At 69.3% G+C, this 24,482-nt stretch carries 19 protein-coding genes and 1 pseudogene; 11 read left to right on the forward strand and 9 right to left on the reverse strand.

Translation table 11 applies throughout. From position 1 onward, the window contains the following. Window positions 1-49: 49 nt before the first annotated feature. Window positions 50-937: an MSCRAMM family protein gene (locus tag ON37_RS34020; RefSeq protein WP_245553111.1), complete on the reverse strand. Its 888-nt coding sequence runs from the start codon at window positions 935-937 to the stop codon at window positions 50-52. Further along, a pseudogene (locus ON37_RS34025) lies at window positions 929-2,332 on the reverse strand (MFS transporter); the annotation flags it as partial. The pseudogene ON37_RS34025 and the gene ON37_RS34020, both read right to left, overlap by 9 nt. 447 nt (window positions 2,333-2,779) lie before the next feature. Between ON37_RS34025 and ON37_RS08055 the strand changes: the two are divergent. After that, the gene (locus ON37_RS08055) at window positions 2,780-4,156 is read left to right on the forward strand and encodes a lipase family protein (RefSeq protein ID WP_245553108.1); all 1,377 of its coding nucleotides are present in this window, start codon (window positions 2,780-2,782) and stop codon (window positions 4,154-4,156) included. Between the two features lie 27 nt (window positions 4,157-4,183). Here the strand turns inward: ON37_RS08055 and ON37_RS08060 are convergent, their stop codons facing one another. Further along, window positions 4,184-5,512 (reverse strand): LLM class flavin-dependent oxidoreductase, encoded by a 1,329-nt coding sequence (locus tag ON37_RS08060; RefSeq protein WP_040718175.1) that lies wholly within the window; start codon window positions 5,510-5,512, stop codon window positions 4,184-4,186. A gap of 242 nt (window positions 5,513-5,754) precedes the next feature. On the opposite strand from ON37_RS08060, the gene ON37_RS08070 reads away from it, so the two are divergent. The 3 genes from ON37_RS08070 to ON37_RS08080 all read left to right on the forward strand — a co-directional run bounded on the left by ON37_RS08070 (window position 5,755) and on the right by ON37_RS08080 (window position 9,140). Next, window positions 5,755-7,344 carry an FAD-dependent oxidoreductase gene (locus tag ON37_RS08070; protein ID WP_040718177.1) on the forward strand — a complete coding sequence of 530 codons (1,590 nt, stop codon included), beginning with the start codon at window positions 5,755-5,757 and terminating at the stop codon, window positions 7,342-7,344. After that, complete coding sequence (locus ON37_RS08075; RefSeq protein ID WP_040718178.1) at window positions 7,344-7,682, forward strand: 4Fe-4S dicluster domain-containing protein; 339 nt, start codon at window positions 7,344-7,346, stop codon at window positions 7,680-7,682. Before ON37_RS08070 ends, ON37_RS08075 begins: the two co-directional genes overlap by 1 nt. 150 nt (window positions 7,683-7,832) lie before the next feature. Then, complete coding sequence (locus ON37_RS08080; RefSeq protein ID WP_040718179.1) at window positions 7,833-9,140, forward strand: NtaA/DmoA family FMN-dependent monooxygenase; 1,308 nt, start codon at window positions 7,833-7,835, stop codon at window positions 9,138-9,140. Here ON37_RS08080 and ON37_RS08085 read toward each other — a convergent pair. Together ON37_RS08085 and ON37_RS08090 are read right to left on the reverse strand one after the other, a co-directional pair. Further along, window positions 9,137-10,096 (reverse strand): NADP-dependent oxidoreductase, encoded by a 960-nt coding sequence (locus ON37_RS08085; protein ID WP_040718223.1) that lies wholly within the window; start codon window positions 10,094-10,096, stop codon window positions 9,137-9,139. The genes ON37_RS08080 and ON37_RS08085 overlap by 4 nt on opposite strands. Window positions 10,097-10,209: 113 nt before the next feature. After that, window positions 10,210-11,043, reverse strand: coding sequence for a class I SAM-dependent methyltransferase (locus ON37_RS08090; RefSeq protein WP_040718180.1), 834 nt, complete (start codon window positions 11,041-11,043; stop codon window positions 10,210-10,212). A 147-nt stretch (window positions 11,044-11,190) separates the two neighbouring features. On the opposite strand from ON37_RS08090, the gene ON37_RS08095 reads away from it, so the two are divergent. Then, a complete protein-coding gene (locus ON37_RS08095) occupies window positions 11,191-11,991 on the forward strand; it encodes a nuclear transport factor 2 family protein (protein WP_040718224.1) in 801 nt (266 codons plus the stop codon). A 50-nt stretch (window positions 11,992-12,041) separates the two neighbouring features. On the opposite strand, the gene ON37_RS08100 is transcribed toward ON37_RS08095, so the two are convergent. Beyond that, window positions 12,042-12,977: a GlxA family transcriptional regulator gene (locus ON37_RS08100; RefSeq protein ID WP_040718181.1), complete on the reverse strand. Its 936-nt coding sequence runs from the start codon at window positions 12,975-12,977 to the stop codon at window positions 12,042-12,044. A gap of 71 nt (window positions 12,978-13,048) precedes the next feature. On the opposite strand from ON37_RS08100, the gene ON37_RS08105 reads away from it, so the two are divergent. The 3 genes from ON37_RS08105 to ON37_RS08115 all read left to right on the forward strand — a co-directional run bounded on the left by ON37_RS08105 (window position 13,049) and on the right by ON37_RS08115 (window position 16,554). After that, entirely contained in the window at window positions 13,049-13,384 is a 336-nt protein-coding gene (locus tag ON37_RS08105) for a cupin domain-containing protein (RefSeq protein ID WP_040718182.1), read from the forward strand. 298 nt (window positions 13,385-13,682) lie between these two features. Then, a complete protein-coding gene (locus tag ON37_RS08110) occupies window positions 13,683-14,948 on the forward strand; it encodes a cytochrome P450 (RefSeq protein ID WP_040718183.1) in 1,266 nt (421 codons plus the stop codon). Between the two features lie 148 nt (window positions 14,949-15,096). Beyond that, a complete protein-coding gene (locus ON37_RS08115) occupies window positions 15,097-16,554 on the forward strand; it encodes an amidase (RefSeq protein ID WP_040718184.1) in 1,458 nt (485 codons plus the stop codon). Between the two features lie 139 nt (window positions 16,555-16,693). Here ON37_RS08115 and ON37_RS08120 read toward each other — a convergent pair whose 3' ends face one another. Continuing rightward, the gene (locus ON37_RS08120) at window positions 16,694-17,821 is read right to left on the reverse strand and encodes an NERD domain-containing protein (protein ID WP_040718185.1); all 1,128 of its coding nucleotides are present in this window, start codon (window positions 17,819-17,821) and stop codon (window positions 16,694-16,696) included. A gap of 146 nt (window positions 17,822-17,967) precedes the next feature. Further along, complete coding sequence (locus ON37_RS08125; RefSeq protein ID WP_040718186.1) at window positions 17,968-18,552, reverse strand: winged helix-turn-helix transcriptional regulator; 585 nt, start codon at window positions 18,550-18,552, stop codon at window positions 17,968-17,970. A gap of 93 nt (window positions 18,553-18,645) precedes the next feature. Between ON37_RS08125 and ON37_RS08130 the strand changes: the two genes are divergently transcribed. Continuing rightward, window positions 18,646-19,857 carry a pyridoxal phosphate-dependent aminotransferase gene (locus ON37_RS08130; RefSeq protein WP_040718187.1) on the forward strand — a complete coding sequence of 404 codons (1,212 nt, stop codon included), beginning with the start codon at window positions 18,646-18,648 and terminating at the stop codon, window positions 19,855-19,857. Between the two features lie 10 nt (window positions 19,858-19,867). Here the strand turns inward: ON37_RS08130 and ON37_RS08135 are convergent, their stop codons facing one another. Then, the gene (locus ON37_RS08135) at window positions 19,868-20,683 is read right to left on the reverse strand and encodes an acyl-CoA thioesterase domain-containing protein (protein WP_051031342.1); all 816 of its coding nucleotides are present in this window, start codon (window positions 20,681-20,683) and stop codon (window positions 19,868-19,870) included. Window positions 20,684-20,886: 203 nt separating this feature from the next. Between ON37_RS08135 and ON37_RS08140 the strand changes: the two genes are divergently transcribed. Continuing rightward, a complete protein-coding gene (locus ON37_RS08140) occupies window positions 20,887-22,563 on the forward strand; it encodes a bifunctional metallophosphatase/5'-nucleotidase (protein ID WP_245553109.1) in 1,677 nt (558 codons plus the stop codon). 80 nt (window positions 22,564-22,643) lie between these two features. Then, window positions 22,644-24,479 carry an Eco57I restriction-modification methylase domain-containing protein gene (locus ON37_RS08145; protein WP_040718188.1) on the forward strand — a complete coding sequence of 612 codons (1,836 nt, stop codon included), beginning with the start codon at window positions 22,644-22,646 and terminating at the stop codon, window positions 24,477-24,479. Window positions 24,480-24,482 lie beyond the last annotated feature (3 nt).

Below are 24,482 nucleotides of genomic sequence, written 5' to 3' on the forward strand. Positions count from 1 at the left end.
GCGGTCCGGCCGGGTGCACCGGCCGGACCGATCTCGTCCGAAGCGCGGACTATTCGGCGGAATGCCGGGCCGCGAGGTGCGCGGCGAAACCGGATTCGTCCGAACGGGCGTGTCCCAGTTCGATATTCAGCTCCTCGGCCGCGGTGCCCACCACGACCGGAGTGTGCACCGGTGCGTATCCGCTGGCCACCACCGTGTAGGTGCCGTCGTGCAGGCCGGCGAAGCTGTAACCGCCGTCGGGGCCGGTCACCATGGTGTCGACGACGTTGCCGTCCCAGTCGGTGAGGGTGACGAGGGCATCGGCGAGCGGGCGGCCGTCGCGCCCGCGCACCACGCCGTGTAACCGAGCGCACGGACGCAGGGCCACGTCGAGGCGGGCGAGGCCGCTGTGGCCGGCCCGCACGTGGCGGGCGGTCGGGTGAAAACCGTTGGCACTCACGGCGATCGTGACATCCGCTGCGGGCAGTTCGGCCAGTGTGAACTCCCCGTCGGCGGCGGTGGTGGTGGAGGCGAGGATGTCACCGCTGCCGTCGAGGGCCGACACCCGGGCGTTCGCGACCGGGGTGCCGTCGTCGGTTCGGGATACGGTTCCGGCCGGACCGGCCGGCGCGGTCAGGGTGATGTCGCAGGGCGTCGGGCGTTCGGTCAGCTGCACGGCGGACGCGTCCGGGTGGCGGCCGTCGACCGAGGCGATCAGGACGTAGGAACCGGGTTCGGGGGCGGTCAGTTCGAAACGGCCCTCGGCATCCGACAGCGCTCGGCCGATCTGGCGGCCCGACATCGAGATCAGGGTCAGCACGGCATGGGGCAGGGCGTCGCCGCGGGTGTCGTGGACTCGGCCGACGACGATCGGACCGGAACCGGCGCCGACGCGCGTGAGCTGGATGGGCCGCGGGCCGCGCTCGGTATTCCGCTCGACCGCGGACCCGGCCGCCACGGCGCGTCGTCCCGGGATGAACGTCGCGACCAGCGCACCTGCGACGGCGACGCCACATCCGATCAGCAGCGACACCCGGAAGCCGTTCTCGCTGGGCACCGCATGCCCGCCCAGCGACAGCGTCATCTGCGCCAGAACCGCGCCGACCACGGCCGCCGCCACCGAGGTGCCGATCGAACGGACCAGGGTGTTGAAACTGTTGGCGGCGGCGGTTTCCGACAGCGGCACGGCGGCCATCACCAGGGCGGGCATGGCGCCGTAGGCGAAGCCGACGCCGATGTTGATGATCAACGTCACGACCAGCAGGCCCCAGGTGCTGCCCATGAGCGCCATCGACGAGCCGTATCCGGCCGCGATGACCACGCAGCCGACGATGAGGGTGAGCTTCGGCCCGCTCCGCGCCGAGAGTTCGGCACCGACGGGGGACACCAGCATCATCATCAGTCCGGCCGGTGCCATCCACAGGCCCATCGCCATCATGGATTGGCCGAGGCCGTAGCCGGTGGCCTTCGGTAGCTGCAGCAGCTGCGGTACCACCAGCGACTGGGCGTACATCGCCATGCCGACGACCATCGAGGCGGCGTTGGTGAGCAGCACCTGCGGGCGCGCGGTCACCCGCAGATCGACGAGCGGGTTGCGGACCGCCAACTCCCACCAGCCCCACAGCAGCAGCACGACGACCGCCGCGGCGAACAATCCGAGGGTCAGCCCGCTGCTCCACCCCCAGCTCGAGCCCTTCGAAACCGCCAGCAGCAGACAGACCAGTCCGGAGCCCACCCCCAGCGCGCCGAGCACATCGAACCGGCCCGCGGCAGCGGGGCTCGCCGCGGTGGCGGGAATGACCGTGACGATCAGCAGACCGATCGCCGCGGCCAGGCCGGCCATGGTCCAGAACAGCACGCGCCAATTCGAATACTGGATCACCGCCGCCGCCATCGGCAGCCCCAGCGCACCGCCGATACCGAGCGAGGAACTGATCAGCGCGATACCGGACCCGAGTCGTTCCCGGGGCAGCAGGTCACGCAGGGCCGCGATTCCGACGGGCACGATGCCGGCGCTCATTCCCTGCAGCCCGCGGCCGACGATCATCGGCCACAGCGACGAGGACAGCGCGCAGATGACCGAACCGGCCAGCAACGGCACGGTCGAGCCCAGCAGGACCGGACGCTTGCCGTAGAGATCACCCAGCCGTCCCGACACCGGGGTGGTGACCGCCGAGGCCAGCAGGCTCACGGTCACCACCCAGGTGGCATCGGCCGCGCTGGTGTGCAGCAGTTGCGGGAGCTGGCCCAGTAACGGCACGACCACCGTCTGCGTCAGCGAGACGACGATGCCGGCGAAGGCCAGCACCGCCAGGATCGCGCCGGAACGCCCGGCGGTTCGTGCTTTCTCCACGCCCTACTCCTCGAACGGTGCTACCGGTGTTTGCATAGTACATATCAAATGCATCATGCACATTCGCTGCCGTCCGCTCGTACGCTCACCGGGCCTTGTGGTCGATACCGATAGCGGGTGCGCACGCGTCGTGAGATCCGAGTGATCCCGGCCGGACCGCGGTGCCGGGCCGGGCCTCGGGCTATGGTGTGCCTGCGTCGGGCGGACTTCACAAAGGGGCACAGTGGTTTTCAGTGCGGCAACCGGGCAGCACGGGTGGCCCCGCCGAACAACGGCACACGCCGGTGCCCGCTGCGCCGCGGACGCGATCGCCGGCTCGGCGGCGCGTTTCATGCCGGTGCCGACGACCGGGGATATCGTTGTGCCCGGCGGGTCCTTCGAACCCGGTCTCGGCTCCAGCCATTACCGCCGGCGCGACCGGCCGTTCGATCTGTTGCGGAGGTTGTCGTGAAACAAGCCCGGACGCTGATGCTCGTCGTGCTCGCGGCCTGCGCCCTGCTGGTGTCGATGACGGTGCACCCGGCGGCGGCCCGCGCCGACGACGGTCCGGCGCCGACCGATTCGACCGAATGGCAGCAGTGGATCGACCGGACGATCCCGGCACCGAATCTGCCACCCGCGCCCTCGCCGCCCTATACCGAACTGCGCCCGGAACTCGCCGCACTGTGGCGTTCGGTGCTGTCGCCGGCCGCGGGCGATCCGCTGTTCGATCAGTGGCCGGCCGGACTCGACGCGCTGCGTCCCGGTGATCCGATCGAGGTCCGCGATGTGACGGCCACCGCCGCGCTGCTCGCGGTCGTGCCGATCGCGCGCGCCCTGCTGCTGAAATTCCGGTCCACCAGCGCGACCGGCAAACCCTCGTTCGGCACGGCGACCCTGCTGATTCCCGCCGCGGCGTGGACCGGTCCGGGACAACGGCCGGTGCTGGTCAACGCCATCCCGATCAATTCGCTCGGCCTGCGCTGCACGCCCGGTTACGCGTTGGCACACGGGCTACATCCGAAATTCAGTGCGGGCGACCTGTTTCCGCCCACCACCTGGTGGGGGCTCGCCCACGGCTACGGCGTCCTGATTCCCGATCACGAGGGCCCGTGGATGTCCTACGCGGAACCACATGTCGCCGGACATGTGATCCTGGATGCGATGCGCGCGGTGCGCGCGGTCGAGCCGAAGACGTTGGGGGACAGCAAGTTCGCGATCGGCGGCTATTCCGGTGGCGCGATCGCGGCCTATGCCGCGGATATGCTGCTCGGCGAGTACGCGCCCGAACTGTCGGGCGCGCTGGCCGGAGTGTCGGTGGGCGGGCTGGTCACCGATTACCGCGAGGTCGCCCATCATTTCGACGGCAACATCGCCTCGGGAATCCTGATGGTGGTCGCGCTGGCCTTCGCGCGAGAACATCCCGAACTGCTGGATCAGCTCAATCATCTCGGGGCGTGGCTGGCCACATCCCCGGTGAAGGACACCTGTGGCGACAGCAACGGCCCGCTGGGCGTGACCGGGGTGCCGATCGAGGTGGCGACCGATACCGCCCATCCGCTGGACACCGACGCGGCCCGCGCGCTGTTCGCCGCGACCGATCTGCGGGACCGCACATCGGCTGCGCCGCTGTACATCTACCACGGCAACTTCGACATCTGGATTCCCGAAGCCGAATCCACCGATCTGTTCCGCCGGCAGTGTGCCCGGGGCGTACCGGCGGTGTTCCGCAGTGTTCTCGGCGAACACTCCATCACCCTGATGGCGGGATTCCCGGGCGCGATCGACTGGCTCGATCAGCGTTTGCGCGGACTCCCCGCACCCGACGAATGCCCTGCGCGCTGAAACCGCTGCCGCGCAACGGTTCCGGCCTCAGTTCGCCGCGGCGGAACCGGGCCGCGGCAACCCGAGGTGTTCGCGCAACGTGGTGCCGGTGTATTCGGTGCGAAACAGCCCGCGGCTGCGCAGAATCGGCACCACGGTATCGGTGAACACCTCGAGGCCGCCCGGATAATACGGCGGCATGACATTGAATCCGTCCGCGGCGCCGTGGCGGAACCAGTCCTCGATGGTGTCGGCGACCTGTTCAGGCGTGCCCGCGACGACGCGGTGCCCCCGCGCACCCGCCAGCCGGTGCAGCAGGCCGCGCAGCGTGGGCCGCTCTCGGGTGACGATGCCCGCGATCACCTGCCGGCGACTGGCCGCGTTGTCGGTGACATCGCCTGCGTCGGCGAACAATTCGACCGGCACCGGTTCGTCGAGTGCGAGCGTCCGCAGCGACTGCCCGGCCAGGCTCTCCAGCTGACCGAGACCGTATTCGGGCACGGTCAGCTCGTTGAACTCGCGCTGGAGCCGGTGCGCCCCCGCCTCCGTGTCGGCGATGAACGGGCTGATGCCCGGCAGGATCTTCACATGCCCGGGATCGCGGCCGAATTCGCGGGCTCGCCGTTTGACGTCGGTGTAGAAGGTCTGAGCGTCCTCCAGCCGCTGATGCGCGGTGAAGATGGCCTCGGCGTAGCGGGCCGCGAAGGCCCGGCCGTCGTTCGATGCCCCGGCCTGTACCAGCACCGGATGACCCTGCGGAGTGCGTGCGGCATTGAACGGTCCACGCACGCGCAGATATTCGCCGCGGAAATCGATGCGATGGATCTTGTCCGGGTCGGCGTAGATGCCGGCGGCACGGTCGAGTACGACCGCGTCGTCCTCCCAGCTGTTCCACAATCCGACGACGGCGTCGACGAATTCACGTGCGCGCGCATAACGCTCGGTGTGATCGGGATGGCGATCCAGACCGAAATTCGCGGCGGCGAGATCGGTTCCGGTGGTGACGATATTCCATCCGGCGCGCCCGCCGGAAATGTGATCGAGCGAGGAGAACAGCCGGGCCAGATTGTAGGGCTCGTAATAGGTGGTCGAGGCGGTCGCGATCAATCCCAGGCGGCTCGTGGCGGCGGCGATCGCGGTGAGCAGCGTGATCGGTTCCAGCCCGGGTGCGGCGTTGTAGCGAACATCGGTGCGCAGGGCCGGCCCGTCGGCGAAGAACACCGCGTCCAGGGTGGCGGCCTCGGCGGTGCGGCCGATCTCCTGGTAATAGGTGACGTCGTAGATGCGGTCGGGCCGGCTGTCGGGGTGACGCCACGCGGCCTCGTGATGGCCCGCGGGATAGATGAAGGCGTTCAGATGCAATTGCCGTTCACTCATACGAGCACACCCGTCCGATCGTCGTGATTGTTCCGCACCCGGCGCACCGGGCGACGGCAGTCAACCAAACGGATGCGGCCGGGTAAACGGTTTGCGCGGGCCGTGATTCCAATCCGGCTGCCGCACAGAATCGTGGTGATCCAAAGGATTCTCGGCGTCCGTTCCGTTCGCCGACAATGCCTTTCGGATTCCGTTCCGGGCGCGCGCAACGGATTCCGCCGCGACGTCGAAGGAGCGCACTGATGAGCGAGGCATGGCAGATCGATGCCGATGTGCTGGTGATCGGCGGTGGACCGGCCGCCTGCTGGGCCGCCGTCCACGCCCGCGAGGCCGGGGCCGAGGTGGTGCTGGTCGACAAGGGCTACTGCGGGACCAGCGGCGCCACCGCACCGGCGGGCACCGGTGTCTGGTACGTGGCTCCCGATCCGGCCGCCCGGGTGGCGGCCAAGGCGAGCCGGGAAGAACTGGGTGGTTTCCTCGCCGACCACCGGTGGATGGATCGGGTGCTCGACCAGACCTATACGAATATGCACCGGCTGGCCGAGGAGGGACGCTATCCGTTCCCCGTCGACCCGCGGACCGGTGCTCCGATTCGCACCGGTGTGCAGGGCCCGGAATACATGCGCCGGATGCGAGCCTGGGTGCAGCGGCTGGGCGTGCGGATCGTCGATCACGCGCCGGCGCTGGAACTGCTGGTCGATCGCGACGGTGCGGTGCGCGGCGCGGCCGGATATCTGCTGCGCGAGAGCCGGGACTATCGGGTGCACGCCGGTGCCGTGGTCCTGGCCACCGGCGGCTGCGCGTTCCTGTCCCGCGCGCTCGGCACCAATGTGGACACCGGTGACGGCACGCTGATGGCGGCCGAGGTGGGCGCACGCTTCTCCGGGATGGAGTTCTCGAACGCCTACGGCATCGCGGCGAAGGGCTCGACCGTCACCAAGACCGCCTACTACCGCTATGCGACCTTCTTCCACGAGGACGGCAGTGTTCTCGAGGGCGCCGGCTCGGTCCAGGGACGCTCGATCATCGCTCGAACACTGTTGCGGGAGAAGGTGTTCGCGCAACTGGACCGGGCCGACGCGGCGACGCAGGAGCAGATGCGGCGCGGACAGCCGAACTTCTTCCTCCAGTTCGACCGGCGTGGGATCGACCCGTTCGGCCGGCGTTTCGAGATCGAGCTGCTGGCCGAGGGCACGGTGCGCGGCACCGGCGGCATCGAGGTGGTCGACGACGACTGCGCCACCTCGGTGCGCGGACTGTACGCCGCCGGCGATGCCGCGACCCGGGAGCGCATCTGCGGTGGCTTCACCGGTGGCGGCAGCCACAACGCCGCGTGGGCGATGTCGTCGGGTAGTTGGGCCGGCCGCGGCGCCGCACGGTTCGCCCGGCGCGCCGGCCGGCCGGCCGCGCTGACCCGTGCCGGACGAACCGGATTGCGACCTACCGGATCCGGGCGCGTCGACGTGAACGAGGTCCTCGAGGCCGCCCGCGCCGAACTGTTGCCGGTCGAGAAGAACTATCTGCGGCACGGCGACCGGATTCGCCCCGCGCTCGCCGCGCTGGACGCGGTGTGGGCGGATGCGGCCGCGGGACTGCGGGCGACGGGCGCCGACCGGGTGCGGGCGCGGCAGGCGGCCGCGATCACGGCGGTCGGCCGGCTCATGTACCGATCCGCCTTGGCGCGCACCGAATCCCGCGGAATGAGCAAACGCGCCGACCATCCGGACCTGGACCCGGCACAGCATCATCACATCCTCAGCGGCGGTCTGGACGAGGTGTGGACCGTACCCGCGGCACTGCGTTCGGCCGACGTCCCCGCGGCGGTGGCCTGATGATCGAACTCGTGCACGCGTCGGCCTGTATCGCCTGCGACAAATGCATCGTGGTCTGCCCGACGAACGTCTTCGAGCGGGGTGCCGACGGAATCCCCGTGATCGCACGGCATTCCGACTGCCAGACGTGTTTCATGTGCGAGGCCTATTGCCCGGTCGACGCGCTGTACGTGGATCCGCAATCCACTCCGCTCTCGCCGGATCGGACGGTGCCGCAGCAGCACATCGGCTCGTACCGGCGCGAAATCGGGTGGGGGAAGGGACGCCGGCCCGGCAGCCTGGTCGCGGTCGGGCCGGAACTTCCACCCGGACCGCCACCCCGGATCCCCGGAGCCTGATCCGCGGTGGCGACGGCGTCTCGGCCACCGGACGGTGCGTGGCCGAGACGCCGAAACACTCTGCGGTGCAACGGCATTCCCGATCCGGCCGAAACGATCTCGATGAGTACAACCGGTGGGGCCGGGAGCCCGGATCGATACGGTCGAGGTATGGGCAGTACTGCGCAACGGCGTCGGCCGTTGAAGATCGTGACCGGAGTCAGCGGGTCGCCGAAGATCTACGATGCCGCGATCGACCCGCGGCGCAGCACCCTCGACGAGGCGCTCGCGGTGGCGAAGCTCGCGGAGGAGCATCATTTCGACGCCCTGTTCGCCGCGGATCTGCTGAGCTTCGGCGCCCAGGGTGCGATCGGCGCGCAGGAGCCGCTGATCTTCCTGTCGGCACTCGCCTCGGTGACCCGGCACGTGGGCCTGATCGCGACCGTCACGACGACCTTCCATCACCCCTACAACCTGGCTCGGCTGTTCGGCACGCTCGACCACATCAGTAACGGGCGGGCGGCCTGGAACGCGGTCACCTCCTCGGTGGGCGAGGAGAACTACGGCGCCGACGAACTGCCCGGTCCCGAGGAGCGCTACGCCCGCGCGGGCGAGGTGCTCGAGGTGGTGAATGCCCTGTTCGACAGCTGGCGGCCGGGCGCGCTCACGCCGGACGGGCACGGCGGCGCCGTCCTCGACCCGGATCTGGTGCGGCCCATCGACCACGCCGGACGGTACTTCACCGTCCGCGGCCCGCTGAACATTCCGCCGCTGCCGCAGCGGCGGCCGGTGCAGTTTCAGGCCGGGCAATCCGCGGGCGGGGTGGAATTGGGCGCCCGCTACGCCGAGGTGGTGTTCACCTCGCTTGCGACCCTCGACGACGCCCACACCTATACCGCGAAGATCCGCGCCCGCGCTGCCGAATTGGGCCGCGCCGACGGGCTGCCGCTCATCTTCAGCTCCCTGCACACCACCTACGGCGCCACCGAAGAAGAGGCGTTGCGACTGGTCCGCGAACGCGCCGAGGCCACCGATTTCGAGGCCGGCCGGCACCTGCTCGCCGATATGCTCGGCGGTGCCGTCGATCTGTCCGACCTGCCGTTGGACCGTCCGATTCCGGATTCCCTGCTGCCCCGGGTGGATTCGGTGCACCGCCGCCGCGGGCGGGTGGAGATCTTCACCGCGCTGGCGCGATCGGGGAAGACCCTGCGCGAATTGATCGTGGCGGCCAAGGACACCGGCCACTGGGCCGCCGCCGGCACCCCCGAACAGCTCGCGGACGCGATCCAGGAACGTTACGACGCCGGGGTGCTCGACGTGATCGGCCTCGGCGGTCTCGACGACGACCGCACTCGCGATTTCCTGCTCAACGGTCTGCTGCCGGAACTGCGGCGGCGCGGCATCGTCGGCGCCGAACCCGTCGGCTCGACCTTTCGCGACAATCTCGAGCTCCCGCCCTTGCCGCCGCCGGCTTATTAGCCTGTCGCGGTGGGGAATTCGAGCACGATCCGACCCCGCACGCCGCCGCCCTCGAGAAGTTCGTGTGCTCGCGCGGCCTGTTCGGCGGGGAGGGTGCGCGCCACGCGGAGGCTGAGCGCACCCGCTGCGGCGAGACGGCTCAGCTCGCCGAGGGCCTCCGGTTCTTCCAGGTGATCGGCCACCATCACCAGGTCGACCGAAATCCCGCGCTGCGGGGTGGCGCCGCCACCGAGGGCCGGCGGCCGCAGGGTGACGAACGAACCACCGTCGCGCACGGCCGCGATGACGGTGTCACCCAGTAGTGCGGTGTCGATCAGGGCGTCGACGCCCTCGGGGACGTGGGTCCGGATCCGATCGGCCAGGCCCGCACCGCGAGCCAGGACCAGATCGGCGCCGAGATCGCGCACCAGCCGCTCATCGGACGGTTTCGCGTCGGCGATCACCGTGAGCCCGCGCGTCTTCGCCAGCTGAACAACGTAACCACCGACCGCACCTGCCGCGCCCGTCACCGCGATGGTGCCGGTCGCCGGGGCGAGCGCCGCCAGGGCGAACCATGCGGTGAGGCCGTTCATCGGAAGCGTTGCGGCGCAGACGTGATCACTGCCCGTGGGCAGGCGGGCCACCGAACCGCTCGGCACGACGATCTTCTCGGCGTAGGCGCCGCCGCCGGCCAGCACCGGCAGGGTGATCGCGATCACCGGGTCACCCACCCGCCAGCCGGTCGCCGGATCCGCCTCGTCGACGACGCCGGCCGCATCCCAGCCGGGGATGTAGGGCGGGGTCACGGCCCGGTAGCGATCGTGTGCCGATCCGGCCCGGGTGACGATATCGGAGGGGTTGACCGTGGCGGCCGCGACTCGAATCCGTACCTCACCGGGTCCGGCGTGCGGTTCGGGGATGTCGACCGGCCGCAGGACCTCCGGGCCGCCGGGCGCGTCGAAGCCGATCGCCAGCATCACTCTCCGATCTCACGGTGGGTATCTGCCGGGGGCAACGCCGAGCCGTCGGAGATTTGTTCCGTGGGCGCTGTGTGCCGGGCGGCCGGATTCGCGAATCTCGCGGCCGGCGGTCAGCGGGCCGCGGATGTCCGCGCGCGGACCAGGTGCGGTCCGGAAAGGGCGGGGGTCGTGGCGAGATCGCCGGTGTAGGCCGCCATCGCCGCTGTCGCCGCACGATCGTCGATCTCGGTGAATCCGGCGGATTCCAGCTCGGCGCGCATCTGTTCGGCGGTGAAGAAGCTGACCCACGGCTCGCCCGCGCGCGCCACTCGTTGCCCCCGGGCTTGTTGCGCCGCGTCGGGCGGGTAGGAGTAGTCGAATACCGCGACCGACCCACCACCCTGAGTCCCCATGTAGCGCAACGTATCCCGGATGGCGTCGAGCTCCAGATACACCAGCACGCCGAGCCAGACGAAGGCCGCGCCGGCGGTGCGGTCGAATCCGGCCCGGGCCAACCCGTCGGCCAGCGAGTCGCGGTGGAAGTCGACCGGGGTGAAGGTCAGTGTCGGCGGCACGTCGATCCCGGTCTCCGCCAGCCGGTTTCGCTTCCAGTGCTGCGTGTCGGGGTGGTCCACCTCGAAGTACCGCACGTCCGGGTGTTGGTTGCGATACGCGGCGGTATCCATGCCCGCGCCGAGGATCACCACCTGCCGGATGCCCGCCGCGACCGCCTCGGCCACGGTGTCGTCCGCGAATCGGCTGCGAGTGGCGAGGAACAGCCGGCGCCGCCGCGCGAACTCCGGATCCACCCCGCGATCGAATTCGTTGTCGCGGGCCGCCGCCTCGCCGCCCACGATCAGCACCGCCAGCGGATCGGTGAAGATCCGCGGTTCGTCCGCGAGTTGGTGATACGCCCGCGCCTGCGCGGTGGCCATCGCTGTTCTGCTCGGCTGCCCGACCTGCATGCGGACACGGTACGCCCGGCCGGCGGTTCCCGGGCGGTGAGCCGGTGCCGACCGCGGTTGCCGAGCGGTCGCTGCTGCCGGATCCGCAGCCGAAAATTGAAACAGGTTATAGATTGGAGGTGGCAGCGACGAGGATCGGGAGGAATGATGCCCACGAATGCGTCGGCGGCGGAACTGCTCGCTGCGGTGGAACGCTCGCCGCGGGCCGTGGCCGTGCACGACCGCGCGGCCTGGGTCGGCCTGTTCGCCTCGGACGGGCGGGTCGAAGATCCGGTCGGCTCCCGCCCGCACATCGGGCGCGCCGCGATCGAGCGCTTCTACGACACCTTCATCGGCCCCAACGACATCGCCTTCCGCGTCGACCACGACGTGGTGTGCGGTGCCACGGTCTATCGTGACCTGTCGATCGAAACGACCATGTCCACCGGCGTCACCCTGCGCGTCCCGATGCATCTGCGCTACGACCTGGCGGAGAGCGGCGGTGAGTGGACGATCGCCCGGCTGTACGCGCACTGGGAGCTGCCGGTCATGGTCGCCCAACTGCTCGCGGCCGGTGGTCGTGGTGTGGGCGCGGCGGTGAAACTCGCTCCGCAGTTGCTCGGGAACCAGGGGCCGGCCGGGGCGCTGGGTTTCGCTCGCGGCTTCATCCGGGTGGGCGCCGCGGGGAAGCGTGCCGCCACCGGATTGCTGGCCGCGGCCGCGCGCGGTGACGTCGCCGGCGTGCGGGCGGCACTGAGTCCGGACGCGGTGGTGGAGTGGCCGGTCGGATCCGGCATCGGCCACGCCGAATTCGTCAAGCGTGTTCGCGGTCTCGAGTTCGACAAGCCGATCGCCGCCGGCCGCTTCGTGACGGTGAGCGTGCGCACCCCGGCCGAGCGAGGCATCGCGGAACTGGAGTTCGCGGGCCGGCGGGTCGTCGCCCTGCGCGGGTTCGTCGCCGCGGACTGAGCGCTCACCGCGGGCACGAGAACCGGAAGCGGAGTTTCGTCGACCGGGAGCTACGCGCCCCGGAACGCTCGCCGGTAGGCGCCCGGGGTGGTGCCGACCTGATCGTGGAACCGGCGGCGGAGATTGACCGCGGAGCCGAGCCCCACCCGGCCGGCGATGGCGTCGACCGGTAAGTCCGTGTCCTCCAACAACCTTCGCGCCCGGGCCACCCGGCGCGACAACAGCCAGCCACCCGGGCTGGTGCCGAGTTGGTCGGCGAACCGGCGGGCCAGCGTGCGCGGCGAGACGTTGAGCCGAGCGGCCATATCGGCCACCGACAGCGACGTCTCGAGCCGCTCCTCGGCCCATTCCAGCAGACCGTCGAATCCGTCCTCGGGCGGCGTCGGCGGCGCGTACTGGACCTGTCCGCCGTCGCGATGCGGCGGCATCACCATATGGCGTGCGATGAGGGCCGCGTGGGCGGCGCCGTGGTCGGTGCGAACCAAATGCAGGCACAGATCGATACCGGCGCCGGCCCCCGCACTCGTCGCCACATCGCCGTGATCCACGTACAGCCGATCCGGCTCCACCCGGACCCGCGGAAACTCCCGCGCCAACTGGTCGGCCCGCGCCCAATGCGTCGTCGCCGACCGCCCGTCCAGCAGTCCGGTCCGCGCCAACGCGAACACCCCCGAACAGATCGTCACCAGCCGTGCTCCCCGGTCGTGCGCGCGGATCAGGGCCCGGCGCACCGCGTCCGACGGCGGCGTCTCCACGGGTAGCCAGCCCGGAATGATCACCGTGTCCGCCGTATCCAGTGCCGACAACCCCCGCGTCACCGAGATCGCGTAGCCGGCGGTCGTGGGTACGGTCCCGGGCGTCTCCGTGCACACCTCGAACTCGTAGTGCTGCGGCACTCCCTCTCTCGGGGTACCGAAAACTTCCATGGCACAACCGAGTTCGAACGTCGACTGCACCGGCCGTACCAGCGCCACCACACGATGCATGGCAAGAATGTACCCCTCGACGTCATCTCGGACACTGTCGGGGGTCTGATCCCTCCGGCACGGTGGCAGGTATGAACACCGAGATCCTCGCCCAGCCGGGCTACACCTGGACCGACGTCACCGAGGCTCCCAGCCGCGAACTGTTCCCCGGCATCCGGACGCGTGAACTGTGGCGGGGCGACAACGGCGCCCACGCCCACGTGCTGGAGATGGACCCCGGCACGTCCTGGCCCCGCCGCGACGTGCACGAACCGGGACCCGAAGAGGTCTACGTCCTGTCCGGCACCTTCAACGACGGCGCCCGGGACTACCCGGCCGGGACCTTCATCCACGCCCCGGCCGGAAGCTGGCATGTCCCGGCGAGCGAAACCGGGTGCCGGTTGTTCCTGTTCTACCCGGAGGGGTAGACGCGCCTGCGACGGTGCGAAAGGACATTCTCCGAGCAGGGTGGTGACAACCGGGAAGCCGAATTTTTCGTGCAAACTCGCGCGGATGAGGGAGGAAAACCCGCACCTTCGGCCGAGTCTGCACGAAAAGTTCGGCCCGCGACCGTTTTCGGCGCGCCGGATAACCTTCCGATTCGGGCAAACGCTGGCTGAGGGGCTGCCGAACCCCCTATCCTCACCACCAGCACGAGGTGACGTCGTCGGGTCGACGGCGAATCCCCGGCCGCGCTTGTTGGTTCATTCTCTGGAGTCACCCCTTTTGTCAATCCCACCCTCTGACCTGTCCGCGGCCCACGCGCATCCAGTCCAGCAGGCCGGTACCCCGTTCGATACCGACGGACCCCGGATCGTCCTGGACACACCGGAATTCGTCGCCGACCCCCACGCCGCCTACGAGGCGATGCGTCGTCGCTATGGCTCCATGGTGCCGATCGAGCTGGCGCCCGGCGTGCCGGCGACGCTGGTCATCGGCTATCACACCGCGTTGCGGATCCTCAACGATCCCGACCATTTCCCCGCCGACCCGCGGGCCTGGGAGCGGACCGTTCCCGAGGACTGTCCGGTGCTGCCCATCATGCGCTGGTATCCGAACGTGATTCGCAGCGCGGGGAGCGCGCACGCGCGGTATCGGCAGGCGTTCACGTCCGCCTTCGACCGGGTCGACCTGCACGAATTGCACACCACCGTCGAGAAGATCGCCGTCCCGCTGATCAACGAGTTCTGCGAATCCGGTTCGGCGGATCTGGTTTCGCAGTACGCGTTTCCGCTGGCTTTCGAGGTGCTGAACCGCATGGTGGGCTGTTCGGCGGAGCTGGGACGGCGGGTAGCCACCGGGATGGCGGCGATATTCGACACGATCAACGCGGCGTGGGGTATGGAGCATATGAGCCAGGCCCTGATGGAGCAGGTCCAGCTGCGGCGCAACATACCCGCCGACGATGTCACCTCGCATCTGGCCCATCATCCGGCCAACCTCGACGACGAGGAGATGCTCCGCAACCTGATCGTCTTCTACGGCGGGGGTATCGAGCCGCAGCAGAATCTGATCTCCAACACCCTGCTGCTGATGATCACCGACGAACGGTTCGGCGGCGACATCCTCGGCGGCAGCCTGTCCACTCGCGATGCGCTGGACGAGGTGCTGTTCACCGACCCGCCGCTGGCCAATTTCTGTATGAGCTATCCGCGCCAGCCGATCCTGATCGACAACACCTGGTTACCCGCCCACCAGCCGGTGGTGATCAGCCTGGCCGCCTGCAACAACGATCCGGACATCGCGGGCGGTGATCGCACCGGGAACCGATCGCATCTGTCCTGGGGCGCCGGACCGCATGCGTGTCCGGCCCGCTCGGTGGCGTATCTGGTGGTGCAGGATGCGATCGATCAGCTGCTCGATGCGCTGCCGGACATACGTCTCGCCGTCGATCCGAGCGAGATCCGTTGGCGGCCAGGCCCGTTCCATCGCTCGATGACGGCATTGCCGGTCGTCTTCCCGCCGGCGCCGCGGCTGAACCTGGGGTCCTGACCGCGCCACCAGTGTCTGATTGCGTTCTGGGGGAGTAAATTTCGTCCGGCAGAGGTTTGTACGGACCGCGTCTGTCACGGCGGGTCCCGACCGACGCTTCGGCCACGACCACCGGGTGCGTACGAACCCGGAGATGCAAGGAGAACCGATGCCCGGACCGGAGTTTGCGACGCTGCGCGATCAGATAGCCGCGTTGCAGGCCAAGACCATCTCGGCGACCGAACTGCTCGAACTGAGCATCGCGCGGATCGAGAAGTTCGACGAGAAAGTCAATGCCGTTGTGGTGCGGGATTTCGAACGCGCTCGCGTCGCGGCGAAACAGGCCGATGCGGCGCTGGCGCGGGGAGAGGACGCACCGCTACTCGGCGTTCCGGTGGCGGTGAAGGAATCGTTCAATATCGCCGGGCTGCCGACCACCTGGGGAAGCCCGGACGCGAAGGGCTGGGAGCCGGCCGAGGACGCGGTGCTGGTGTCGCGCGTCAAGGCAGCGGGAGGAGTTGTCGTCGGCAAGACGAATGTGCCGTTCTTCCTGCGTGATTGGCAGTCCTACAACGACATCTACGGCACGACCAACAATCCGTGGGATCCGGCCCGGTCGCCCGGTGGATCGTCCGGAGGGTCGGCTGCCGCGCTCGCGGCGGGGTACGTCTCGCTCGCACTCGGCTCCGATATCGGCGGCTCCCTGCGGGTGCCGGCGCACTTCTGCGGCGTGTACTCGCACAAGCCGTCCCGCACGCTGTTGCCGGGCCGCGGCCACGTACCGCCGCGCATGCCGGCACTGGCGGCTCCGGCGGACCTTCCGGTCGTCGGGCCGATGACCCGCAGTGCCGCGGATCTGACCCTGGCGACGCGGCTGCTGGCCGGTCCCGACGACGCGGAGGCAGTCGCCTACAAGCTGGAGCTGCCACCACCGCGCGGCGAGGAATTCGCCCGGTTCCGTGTGCTGATCATCGACACCCATCCGTTGGTGCCGACCGCCACCGTGATCCGCGACGGATTCGAACGGCTCGCGCGGGGGCTCGAGCAGGCCGGTGCGGTGGTCGCACGGCAGAGTGCGTTGCTGCCCGACCTCACACTCACCGCGAAAACCTATTTCACACTGCTGATGTCGCAATTCGGCGCCGATGCCCCGCCGGAAGCCATCCGGGCGATCCGAGCCGCCGTGGCCGACATCCCGCCGGAGACCGACACCCTGGAGGCGGTCATCCAACGAGCGTTCGTCGCCGGCCACGCCGACTGGGTGAAGGCCGACCGGGTCCGCATCGGCCTGGCCGACGGGTGGCGACGCCTGTTCACCGAATTCGACGTCGTGCTCTGCCCCATCACGCCGACACCCGCTTTCCCCCACGACCATTCGGACATGGACACCCGCACGATCGACATCGACGGCACCGCCCACCCGTACAACTACAACCTGATCTGGGCGAGTATCGCCACCCTGCTCGGGCTGCCGGCGACCGCCGCACCGATCGGACGGTCGCCGGAAGGGCTGCCCTTCGGCATGCAGATCATCGGCCCCTACCTCGAAGACCCGACGACCCTGCGGTTCGCCGAACTGCTCGAGCAGGAGTTCGGGGGATTCACTCCGCCGCCCGGATTCGAGTAGGACACCGTCGACACGGAGTAGTCGGGCAGGGCGAGAGGTCTCGCCTCTGGCGACCTGCCAACTGCGCTCGCGCTCGCCGAGCCGGACGGCCGTTCTCGCCGTATCCGGCGCGCCGTGAGTGTCCTCGGCGCCTCCGGCGTCAGCAACCTGATTGGAATGGATAGCAGGGTGCCGGCTCGGAGGGGAGGGGGCCGGGATTCCGTTGCGGTACGGTCGCTTTCGCGCTCGGCGGCGACGCAGTGGGCGGCGGGCCGCCCGGAGCCGGGCGGACGTCGGAGCGGGGAGCCGGGTGATTGTCGGCCGGTCGCCGGCTGTGGTCGTTCACGGCCAGATACCCGACGCCGGCCGCGAGGACGGCTACCGCGGTGAGACCCAGCAGCGCGGTGCGTACCCGGTGGCGCGTGGGAGCCGTCGGTGGTGCATCGTGTCGGGACGGGGTGATCTCGTCCTGCTGTCCCGCGAGCGTCGGGTCGGCCTGCGGGCCGGAAAGGCCGGCGCCCCGGTGGAATTCGGCGACCGGAACGGCGGCGTCGCCGACCGGTGGGCGGGCCGGATCGGGTGGCGTATCCAGGTCGGGCGGTACCGGTGTGGACGTGGCGCTCGTGTCGGTCACCTGATCCTCGGCGGGGAAGCCCTCGGCCACGAGATCGGCATACAGCCGCCGGGCCTGCTCCGGATCGCGAGTCCGGTCGACGCGCAGTGCGGTGAGAACCCGCACCACGAGCTCGGCGGTCCACGGCGTCCGGTTGTGGCGGTGGGCCGCTCGGCCGAACCAGGAATACAACTGCGAGGCGTCCGCGCCGTGCAGGACGGAGAAGCCGCCGGGCATCGGTCCCCGGTCGAGCGTGACCGCGCTGCCGGGTTTCGGCACGACCAGGACCAGGCCGTCGACGAACGGCTCGGCGCCGGCCGCGTGATCGGCGGCGAGCTTCCGCAGCCGAAGAACGGGGCCTCGAACCCGATGGAGCGGGTTGAGGTCGCCGCTACCGATCGGCATCGGATCGCCGCTGATGCCGGGAACAGACCAGCGCTCGTTCATCGCGCACGACAGTGTGCCCCGAATCTTCCGGCGGAGGAGGCCGACCTCGAGAACGGCGGCCACGTGCGGGGTGAAGACGACCAGATGGGGTTCGGTGCTGTGACCGTCCGGCCCGGGGACGAAGACGCCCGTGACCGCGACACCCGGATGGGTGACGTAGTTCGCGAGCCATTCGACCACCTGCTGTGTCGTCCTCGGTTTCCTGAACTCGCCGTCGATGATCAGCATGGCCGCCGCGACCTCCAGATGCGTTGGTACACATCAAAGGTAACGCCGGACGATGCTGACTGTCGTCCGAAAAGTTTGCGCTGCAATGTTTTTCACAGTGCGTCCGAGATCGGTATATCAGGGGTGCCGGTGCGAGGAGAGGTACTTCATCCCTGCGGAACGGTGGCCATGACCTCCGCGAGAGATCGTGCGCCGGTGGCGACTTCGGTCGCGCCCGTCAGGTCGAGGTGAAGTTCGCGATCACCGGTGACGGCGGGGCCGTCGTAGTGGGTGATGCCGGAGGCGTCGACGACGTAGTGCAGCACCGTCTCGCCGATGTGCACGGTGGTGGTTCCCTCGCCCGCGAATTCGGCGACCGCGCGGCCGAGGGGGAGTGCGAACCAGTGGGCGCGCACGGCGTCGGTGCTGCGCCGCTCGCCCAGCAGGGGAGCGCCCCACTGGGCGAGGGTTTCCAAGACCGGTCGCAGCGCGTGCCCGGCGGGGGTGAGCTCGTACACCGCGGCTGCCGAGCGCGGGCCGACGCGCCGGTGGGTGAGCACGCCGTCACGTTCCAGATCCTTCAGCCGGCCGGCCAGGATATCGGTGCTGATGCCCGGTAGATCCGCGAACAGATCGCTGTATCGCCGTGGCCCGGAGCACAATTCGCGAACCACCAGCAGGTTCCAGCGATCCCCGACGACCTCGAGGGCCCGGCTCACCGGACAGTAGTGGTCATAGTTTCGGCGTGGCACGGTCCCTACTGTAGTCGACTGCTTGGAAATACCAAGCGAAAACTTGGAAAGACCAAGTACAGTATCCGTGGCAACCGTCGGAAGGGAATATCCATGCAGGTCAGACAGTCGAGCAAACTTGTCGGAGTCTCCTACGAGATCCGCGGACCGGTCGCGGAGCAGGCGGCGCGGCTGGAGGCCGAAGGTCACCACGTGGTGAAACTCAACACCGGCAACCCCCTGCCGTTCGGATTCGAGGCGCCCGCGGAGATTCTGCAGGACATCGTCCGCAGCCTGCCCGGTTCGACCGGTTACTCCACCTCGAAAGGGCTGTTGCCGGCGCGCCGGGCGGTCGTGCAGTACTACCAGACCCTCGGTGTCGCCGATATCGACGTCGAGGACGTCTTTCTGGGTAACGGGGTCTCCGAGCTGATCATGATGGCGCTGACCGCGCTGCTCGAAAACGGCGACGAAGTCCTCGTTCCCGCACCGGATTTCCCGCTCTGGACCGCGGCGACCGCCCTCAACGGCGGCCGGCCCGTGCACTACATCTGCGACGAAGCCGCCGACTGGTATCCGGACCAGGCCGATATCGAGGCCAAGATCACCGACCGTACCCGCGCGATCGTGCTGATCAACCCGAACAACCCCACCGGCGCCGTCTATCCGCCCGAGGTGCTGCGCCAGATCCTGGATATCGCCCGCCGCCACAACCTGGTCGTCTTCGCCGACGAGATCTACGACAAGATCTATTACGACGGCCTGACCCACACCTCGATCGCCGCGCTGGCCCCGGACCTGTTGTGCCTCACCTTCTCCGGGCTCTCGAAGGGGTACCGCTGCGCCGGTCTGCGCTCGGGCTGGCTCGTCGTCTCCGGCCCCACCGGCCACGCCGAGGACTACCTCGAGGGTCTGACCATGCTCGCCGGGTTGCGGCTGTGCGCGAACGTTCCCGCGCAGCAAGCCATTCAGGCCGCGCTGGGCGGTCATCAGAGCATCTACGACCTCACCCTGCCCGGCGGCCGGTTGCGGGAGCAACGCGACCGGGCCTGGGAGGCGCTCAACTCCATCCCCGGCATCAGTTGTGTGAAACCCAAAGGCGCGCTGTATGCCTTCCCGCGGATCGACCTGAACACCTACGACATCCACGACGACGAGAAATTCGTCCTCGATCTCCTGCTGCAGGAGAAGCTGCACATCGTGCAGGGCACCGGCTTCAACTGGCCCCGGCCCGACCACTTCCGGATCACGACGCTGCCCTACGCCGACGAACTCGAGGCGATCATCGAACGCATCGGCCGCTTCCTCGGCACCTATCGGCAGTGAACGCCCGACCTCAGCCGGGTTCGCCCGCGAATTCGGCGCTCGACGTGGCCGCGAAGTCGATCTGCCGCAGTGCATTCGACAGGGTCGTGACCACGCAGGTCCCGAACGTACCGGCGCGGTCGTAGAGAGTGGCCGTGCCGATCGAGATACCGGCTGCAGCATGCGTGTCGTCCCCGCGCAACCCCACCTCGTAGCCGACGGGCAACCGTGAAAGCGCCACCGTGACATCGGTATTGATATAGCCGGCGCCGGCCGAGCCCCAATGACAGACGTGGTTGGCGGCATCGGCGAGAATCGCGACGCGCTGGAACGGCGTGAGCGGTTCTTCGGCTACCAGGGGCGGCAGACTCTGCCAGCAGAACTTGCGGTCGGCGTTCTGATGGGCGGCGAAGTCGGGACTCCAGTCGCCGGTGCCGCTGCGGAACAGCGGCGGCGAACCGTGCGGGGACATGGTTCCTTCCGGTGGCATCGGCAGATCGTCGCGGCGGCACCAGACCTGTCCGGGTGGTTCGTCGCCGGTGGTCAGGAACAGCGCGGAGGCGCGGGCTCGTTCCGTGTTCTCCTGCATCAGTGTGGCATCGGCGAGCAGGATGCGAGAGCCGCTACGGACGACTCGGCTGCGAATGTCGAAGTTTCCGTTGGCTACCGGGCGGTAGAGATCCACTGTCAGTCGGGCCGGGACGAAGCCGTCCGGACCGTGTGGCTCCAGGGCGCGAGCGAGGAGTCCACACACGCCCGTCCCGGCCAGCTGAGTCGGAGTCCACGGACTGACGGCGAGACGCTCGGGGACCAGACGATCTCCCTGGCGGGCAAAGAAACTCACCATTCGTGTACTCCTTCACGGATCCGCCCCGCAGTCTGAAGTGAAACACGTTACAGCGTTACCTGCGCCGTCTCCCGCACGAGGCCGGTAGGTGCCGGCTGTCGAACGTCAGCCGGGGACGCTGCAGCGGCGGAAGGCCCGCGGGTGGGGGAGAATTCACCGCGTCGTTGCCCGCACGCTGCCGCGGACTGTGATGATGGGATGTCATGGGCATGCTGCGGCGGATGATGGCCGGGGGCGCGGTGCTGGGCCTGGTGCTGCTGACAGCGTGTGGGGCGGATCGGTCGGTGCCACCGCGCGGGTCGATTCCGCTGGTCACCACGACGGATCTGCCCGCAGCGGAACCGGGCGAGGTGCATCTGTTCGGAATCAACGACCTGCACGGCAATCTGGAACCGCCGAGCGGCGGGAACGGGCAGGTGGGTGAGTTCAGCGCGGGTGGAGCGGCCTATCTGTCGACGCATCTGCAGCGGTTGCGGGCAGCCTATCCCGACAGCGCGGTGCTGTCGGCCGGGGACAATATCGGCGCCGGCCCGCTGGTGTCCTCGCTGTTCCACGACGAGCCCACGGTGAGCTTCCTGAATCACGCCGGGGTCGTCGCCTCCGCGGTCGGCAATCACGAACTGGATCACGGGGTTTCGGAGTTGGGCCGGCTGCGGTCGGGTGGATGCGCTCCGGACGGCTGCTCGCCCGGGGAACCGTTCACCGGTGCGCGCTTCGACTATCTCGCCGCCAACCTCACCGACGCCCACGGCGAGTTCCCACCGGGCGTGCGGCCCTGGACCATGCTGACGGTCGGTGATCACAGAATCGGCGTGGTCGGGGTCGTCACGCCCGATACCGTGAATCTCGTATTCCCGGAAGGCATTCGCGGATACACCTTCGGTGACGAGGCCGAGGCGATCAACCGATACGTGCCCGCCCTGAAGCAGGCCGGCGCCGAAACCGTCGTCGCCCTCGTCCACGACGGCGGCGCCCAGGGCACCGCCCCGGCGGCCACGGATTACAACGGGTGCGCCGAGATCAGTCCCGATGTGCCCGCCCTGGCCGCCCATACCGACCCGGCCGTCCGCGTGCTGTTCACGGCGCACAGCCACCAGGCCTACAGCTGTGAATTCGACGGGAAGGTGGTGACCCAGGCCGCCTCCTTCGGCCGCCTGATCACCGATGTGACGCTGCGCTTCCGGGACGGCACGGTGACCGCGCACGCCGTGAACCGGGTGGTCACCCGCGACGTGCCGCCCGATCCGGAGGTCACGAAGCTGGTCGGCTACTTCTCCGCTCAGGCCGCGCCCCGAGCGCAACGGGTCGTCGGCACCGCCGCGGCGCCGTTGTCGCGCGCCGCAAGTGCCGGCGGTGAATCCCCGCTCGGCGCCGTGATCGCCGATGCCATGCTCGACGTCACCCGTGATTCGGGACGGGCGGTGGCGGCGTTCATGAATCCCGGCGGCGTGCGCGCGGACATCGATCCCGGGCCGATCACCTACGGCGGCATCTACCGGACCCAGCCGTTCGGCAATCAGGTCGTCACCCTCACCCTGACCGGCAGGCAGATCCTGGACCTGCTGGAACAGCAGTGGAACAACCAGAGCAAACCGGGCGTGCTGGCGGTGGCGGGAATGTCCTACGCCTACGACGAGAAGGCCGCCCCCGGCCACAAGGTGATCGCGGATTCGGTGCGGATCGGCGATCAGCCCCTGAACCCCGTCGCGACCTATCGGGTGAGCACCAACAACTTCCTCGCCTCCGGCGGCGACGGCTTTTCGGTCTTCACCCGCGGCACGGACACCACGGCCGGTCCCACCGACCTGGACGCATTGGAGACCTACCTGCGTGAGCGCGGCCCGATCGGGCCGCCGACGCAACGCATCGAGCGCCGCTGACCGAGCCCACCACCCGGCATCCCACACCCCGATGCGGTGAGTTCCCGCATATCCGTCCCGGGTGCGGGCACAATGCTCAGATGCGCGGCGGGCGAGAGCAGCCAGCAGCAGACCGCCGGGTCGACCGGGAGCCGGGCGGGGGTGCGACGCGTAAGCGGCACGGGCGGCACTACACCCCGATGCGGCTGGCCGAATTCCTCGCGGAACGCATGCTGGCGCACCTGCGGCCGGGCCCGGAGATCTCGATCCTCGACCCCGCCTGCGGGGACGGTGAGCTGCTGCTCGCGGTGGCCGCGCTGGCGGCGCGGCGCTATCCGGCTACCTCGGTGCGGTTGATCGGCTACGACCTGGACGCGGAGGCGGTGCGAATGGCACGGTCGCGGGGCGTACTCGCGCTGGGGCGCGGTTGCCCCGACATCGTCGCGGAGATCGGCGCCGCGCCGGGCCGGGTCGATTTCGACTGGCGGACAGGTGATTTCCTCGCCGCGGCAACCGAATTGGCCGATTCCTGGGTCGACGCGGTGATCACCAACCCGCCGTACGTGCGTACCCAGCAGTTGGGTGGTGGCACCGCGCAGCTGTTGAGCAGGCAGTTCGGCCTGTCCGGCCGGATCGACCTCACGCACCCGTTCGTGGCGACCGTGCCGCGATTGCTGCGTCCCGGCGGGGTGCTGGGCCTGCTGTGCGCCAACCGTTTTCTCAGCACCAAGGCCGGGGCAAACCTGCGGTCGCTGCTGTTCGAGCAGCTGACTCCGGTCGAACTCTACGATCTCGGCGACACCCGCTTGTTCGAGGCGGCGGTGCTGCCCGCGGTGACGATCGCGGTGCGGGGGCACCGGCGGCGCACCTGCCGCTTCGTCACCGCGTACGAATCGGATCGGGAACCGACCGGCCGCGCGGACCTGTTCGCGGCCCTGACCGCCACGGACGATTCGGTGGTCCGGCACGGCGGTCGCCGGATCGCGATCGAGATCGGCACGTTGTGGACCGGCGCGCCGGCCGAGGGGAGTGCGGCGAGCCGGTCCCGGCACACGGCCGGTGCGCCCACCGAGCCGGCCGGCGGGCCCGCGGCCGCCGGATTCGATCCCGCGGTCCCGTGGCGGATGTCGCGACCGGAGACCGACGAGTGGTTGCGCCGGGTCGGCGGCGGGACCTGGCGCACGTTCGGCGATATCGCGCGCATCCGAGTGGGGATCAAGACGACCGCGGACCGCGTCTTCATCTCCGACCGCTGGGACGACCGACCGTGCCGGCCGGAGCCCGAACTGCTCCGGGATCTGCTCACCCATCACGATCTCGCCCCGTGGCGGATCGAGCGAGCCCGCGACACCCGGGTGCTCTATCCCTACGACGGCTCGTGCCCGTGTCGCAGACCCGTCGATCTGAACGACTATCCGGCGGCCGCAGCGTATCTCGCACAGCACAAGGACGTCCTCGCCGCGCGCGACTATCTGACCGGCAGCGGCCGGGAATGGTACGAGATCTGGGTGCCGCACCGGCCGCAGCTGTGGGGCCGGCCGAAGGTGGTGTTTCCCGATATCAGCGTGACGCCGCGATTCGCCCTCGATCGCAGTGGCGCGGTGGTCAACGGCGACTGCTACTGGATGTCCTTGGCCGACATCGGCGACGAGCGGATCGCGTATCTGCTGATGGCCGTGGCGAATTCGACGCTCGGCCGATGCTTCTACGACGCGGTGTGCGGGAATCGGCTCTACGCCGGCCGGCGTCGATGGATCACGCAGTATGTGATGCGGCTACCGCTCCCGGACCCGGAAACGGCTGCCGCTCGGAGCCTCGTCGAGCTGGCCGGTGCATTCGCCGACGGGCGCGCCGAACCCGATCAGGCGGTGCTGGACGAGCGGGTCGCCGCGGCCTTCGGCCTGGATCCTGCCGGTGTGCGGCCGGTGGGAAGGTGACGA

Origin of the sequence: Nocardia veterana NBRC 100344 (genome assembly GCF_000308855.1) — a bacterium.
In the GTDB taxonomy this organism is placed as follows: domain Bacteria; phylum Actinomycetota; class Actinomycetes; order Mycobacteriales; family Mycobacteriaceae; genus Nocardia; species Nocardia veterana.

Excerpts from the sequence above, each read along its gene's own strand:
- ON37_RS08140 (WP_245553109.1), top strand. The coding sequence starts at position 20,887 with ATGGGCATGCTGCGGCGGATGATGGCCGGGGGCGCGGTGCTGGGCCTG.
- ON37_RS08100 (WP_040718181.1), bottom strand. The coding sequence starts at position 12,977 with ATGCATCGTGTGGTGGCGCTGGTACGGCCGGTGCAGTCGACGTTCGAA.
- ON37_RS08135 (WP_051031342.1), bottom strand. The coding sequence starts at position 20,683 with ATGGTGAGTTTCTTTGCCCGCCAGGGAGATCGTCTGGTCCCCGAGCGT.
- ON37_RS08080 (WP_040718179.1), top strand. The coding sequence starts at position 7,833 with ATGGGCAGTACTGCGCAACGGCGTCGGCCGTTGAAGATCGTGACCGGA.
- ON37_RS08090 (WP_040718180.1), bottom strand. The coding sequence starts at position 11,043 with ATGCAGGTCGGGCAGCCGAGCAGAACAGCGATGGCCACCGCGCAGGCG.
- ON37_RS08105 (WP_040718182.1), top strand. The coding sequence starts at position 13,049 with ATGAACACCGAGATCCTCGCCCAGCCGGGCTACACCTGGACCGACGTC.
- ON37_RS08060 (WP_040718175.1), bottom strand. The coding sequence starts at position 5,512 with ATGAGTGAACGGCAATTGCATCTGAACGCCTTCATCTATCCCGCGGGC.
- ON37_RS08120 (WP_040718185.1), bottom strand. The coding sequence starts at position 17,821 with ATGCTGATCATCGACGGCGAGTTCAGGAAACCGAGGACGACACAGCAG.
- ON37_RS08145 (WP_040718188.1), top strand. The coding sequence starts at position 22,644 with ATGCGCGGCGGGCGAGAGCAGCCAGCAGCAGACCGCCGGGTCGACCGG.
- ON37_RS08070 (WP_040718177.1), top strand. The coding sequence starts at position 5,755 with ATGAGCGAGGCATGGCAGATCGATGCCGATGTGCTGGTGATCGGCGGT.
- ON37_RS08130 (WP_040718187.1), top strand. The coding sequence starts at position 18,646 with ATGCAGGTCAGACAGTCGAGCAAACTTGTCGGAGTCTCCTACGAGATC.
- ON37_RS08075 (WP_040718178.1), top strand. The coding sequence starts at position 7,344 with ATGATCGAACTCGTGCACGCGTCGGCCTGTATCGCCTGCGACAAATGC.
- ON37_RS08115 (WP_040718184.1), top strand. The coding sequence starts at position 15,097 with ATGCCCGGACCGGAGTTTGCGACGCTGCGCGATCAGATAGCCGCGTTG.
- ON37_RS08085 (WP_040718223.1), bottom strand. The coding sequence starts at position 10,096 with ATGCTGGCGATCGGCTTCGACGCGCCCGGCGGCCCGGAGGTCCTGCGG.
- ON37_RS08095 (WP_040718224.1), top strand. The coding sequence starts at position 11,191 with ATGCCCACGAATGCGTCGGCGGCGGAACTGCTCGCTGCGGTGGAACGC.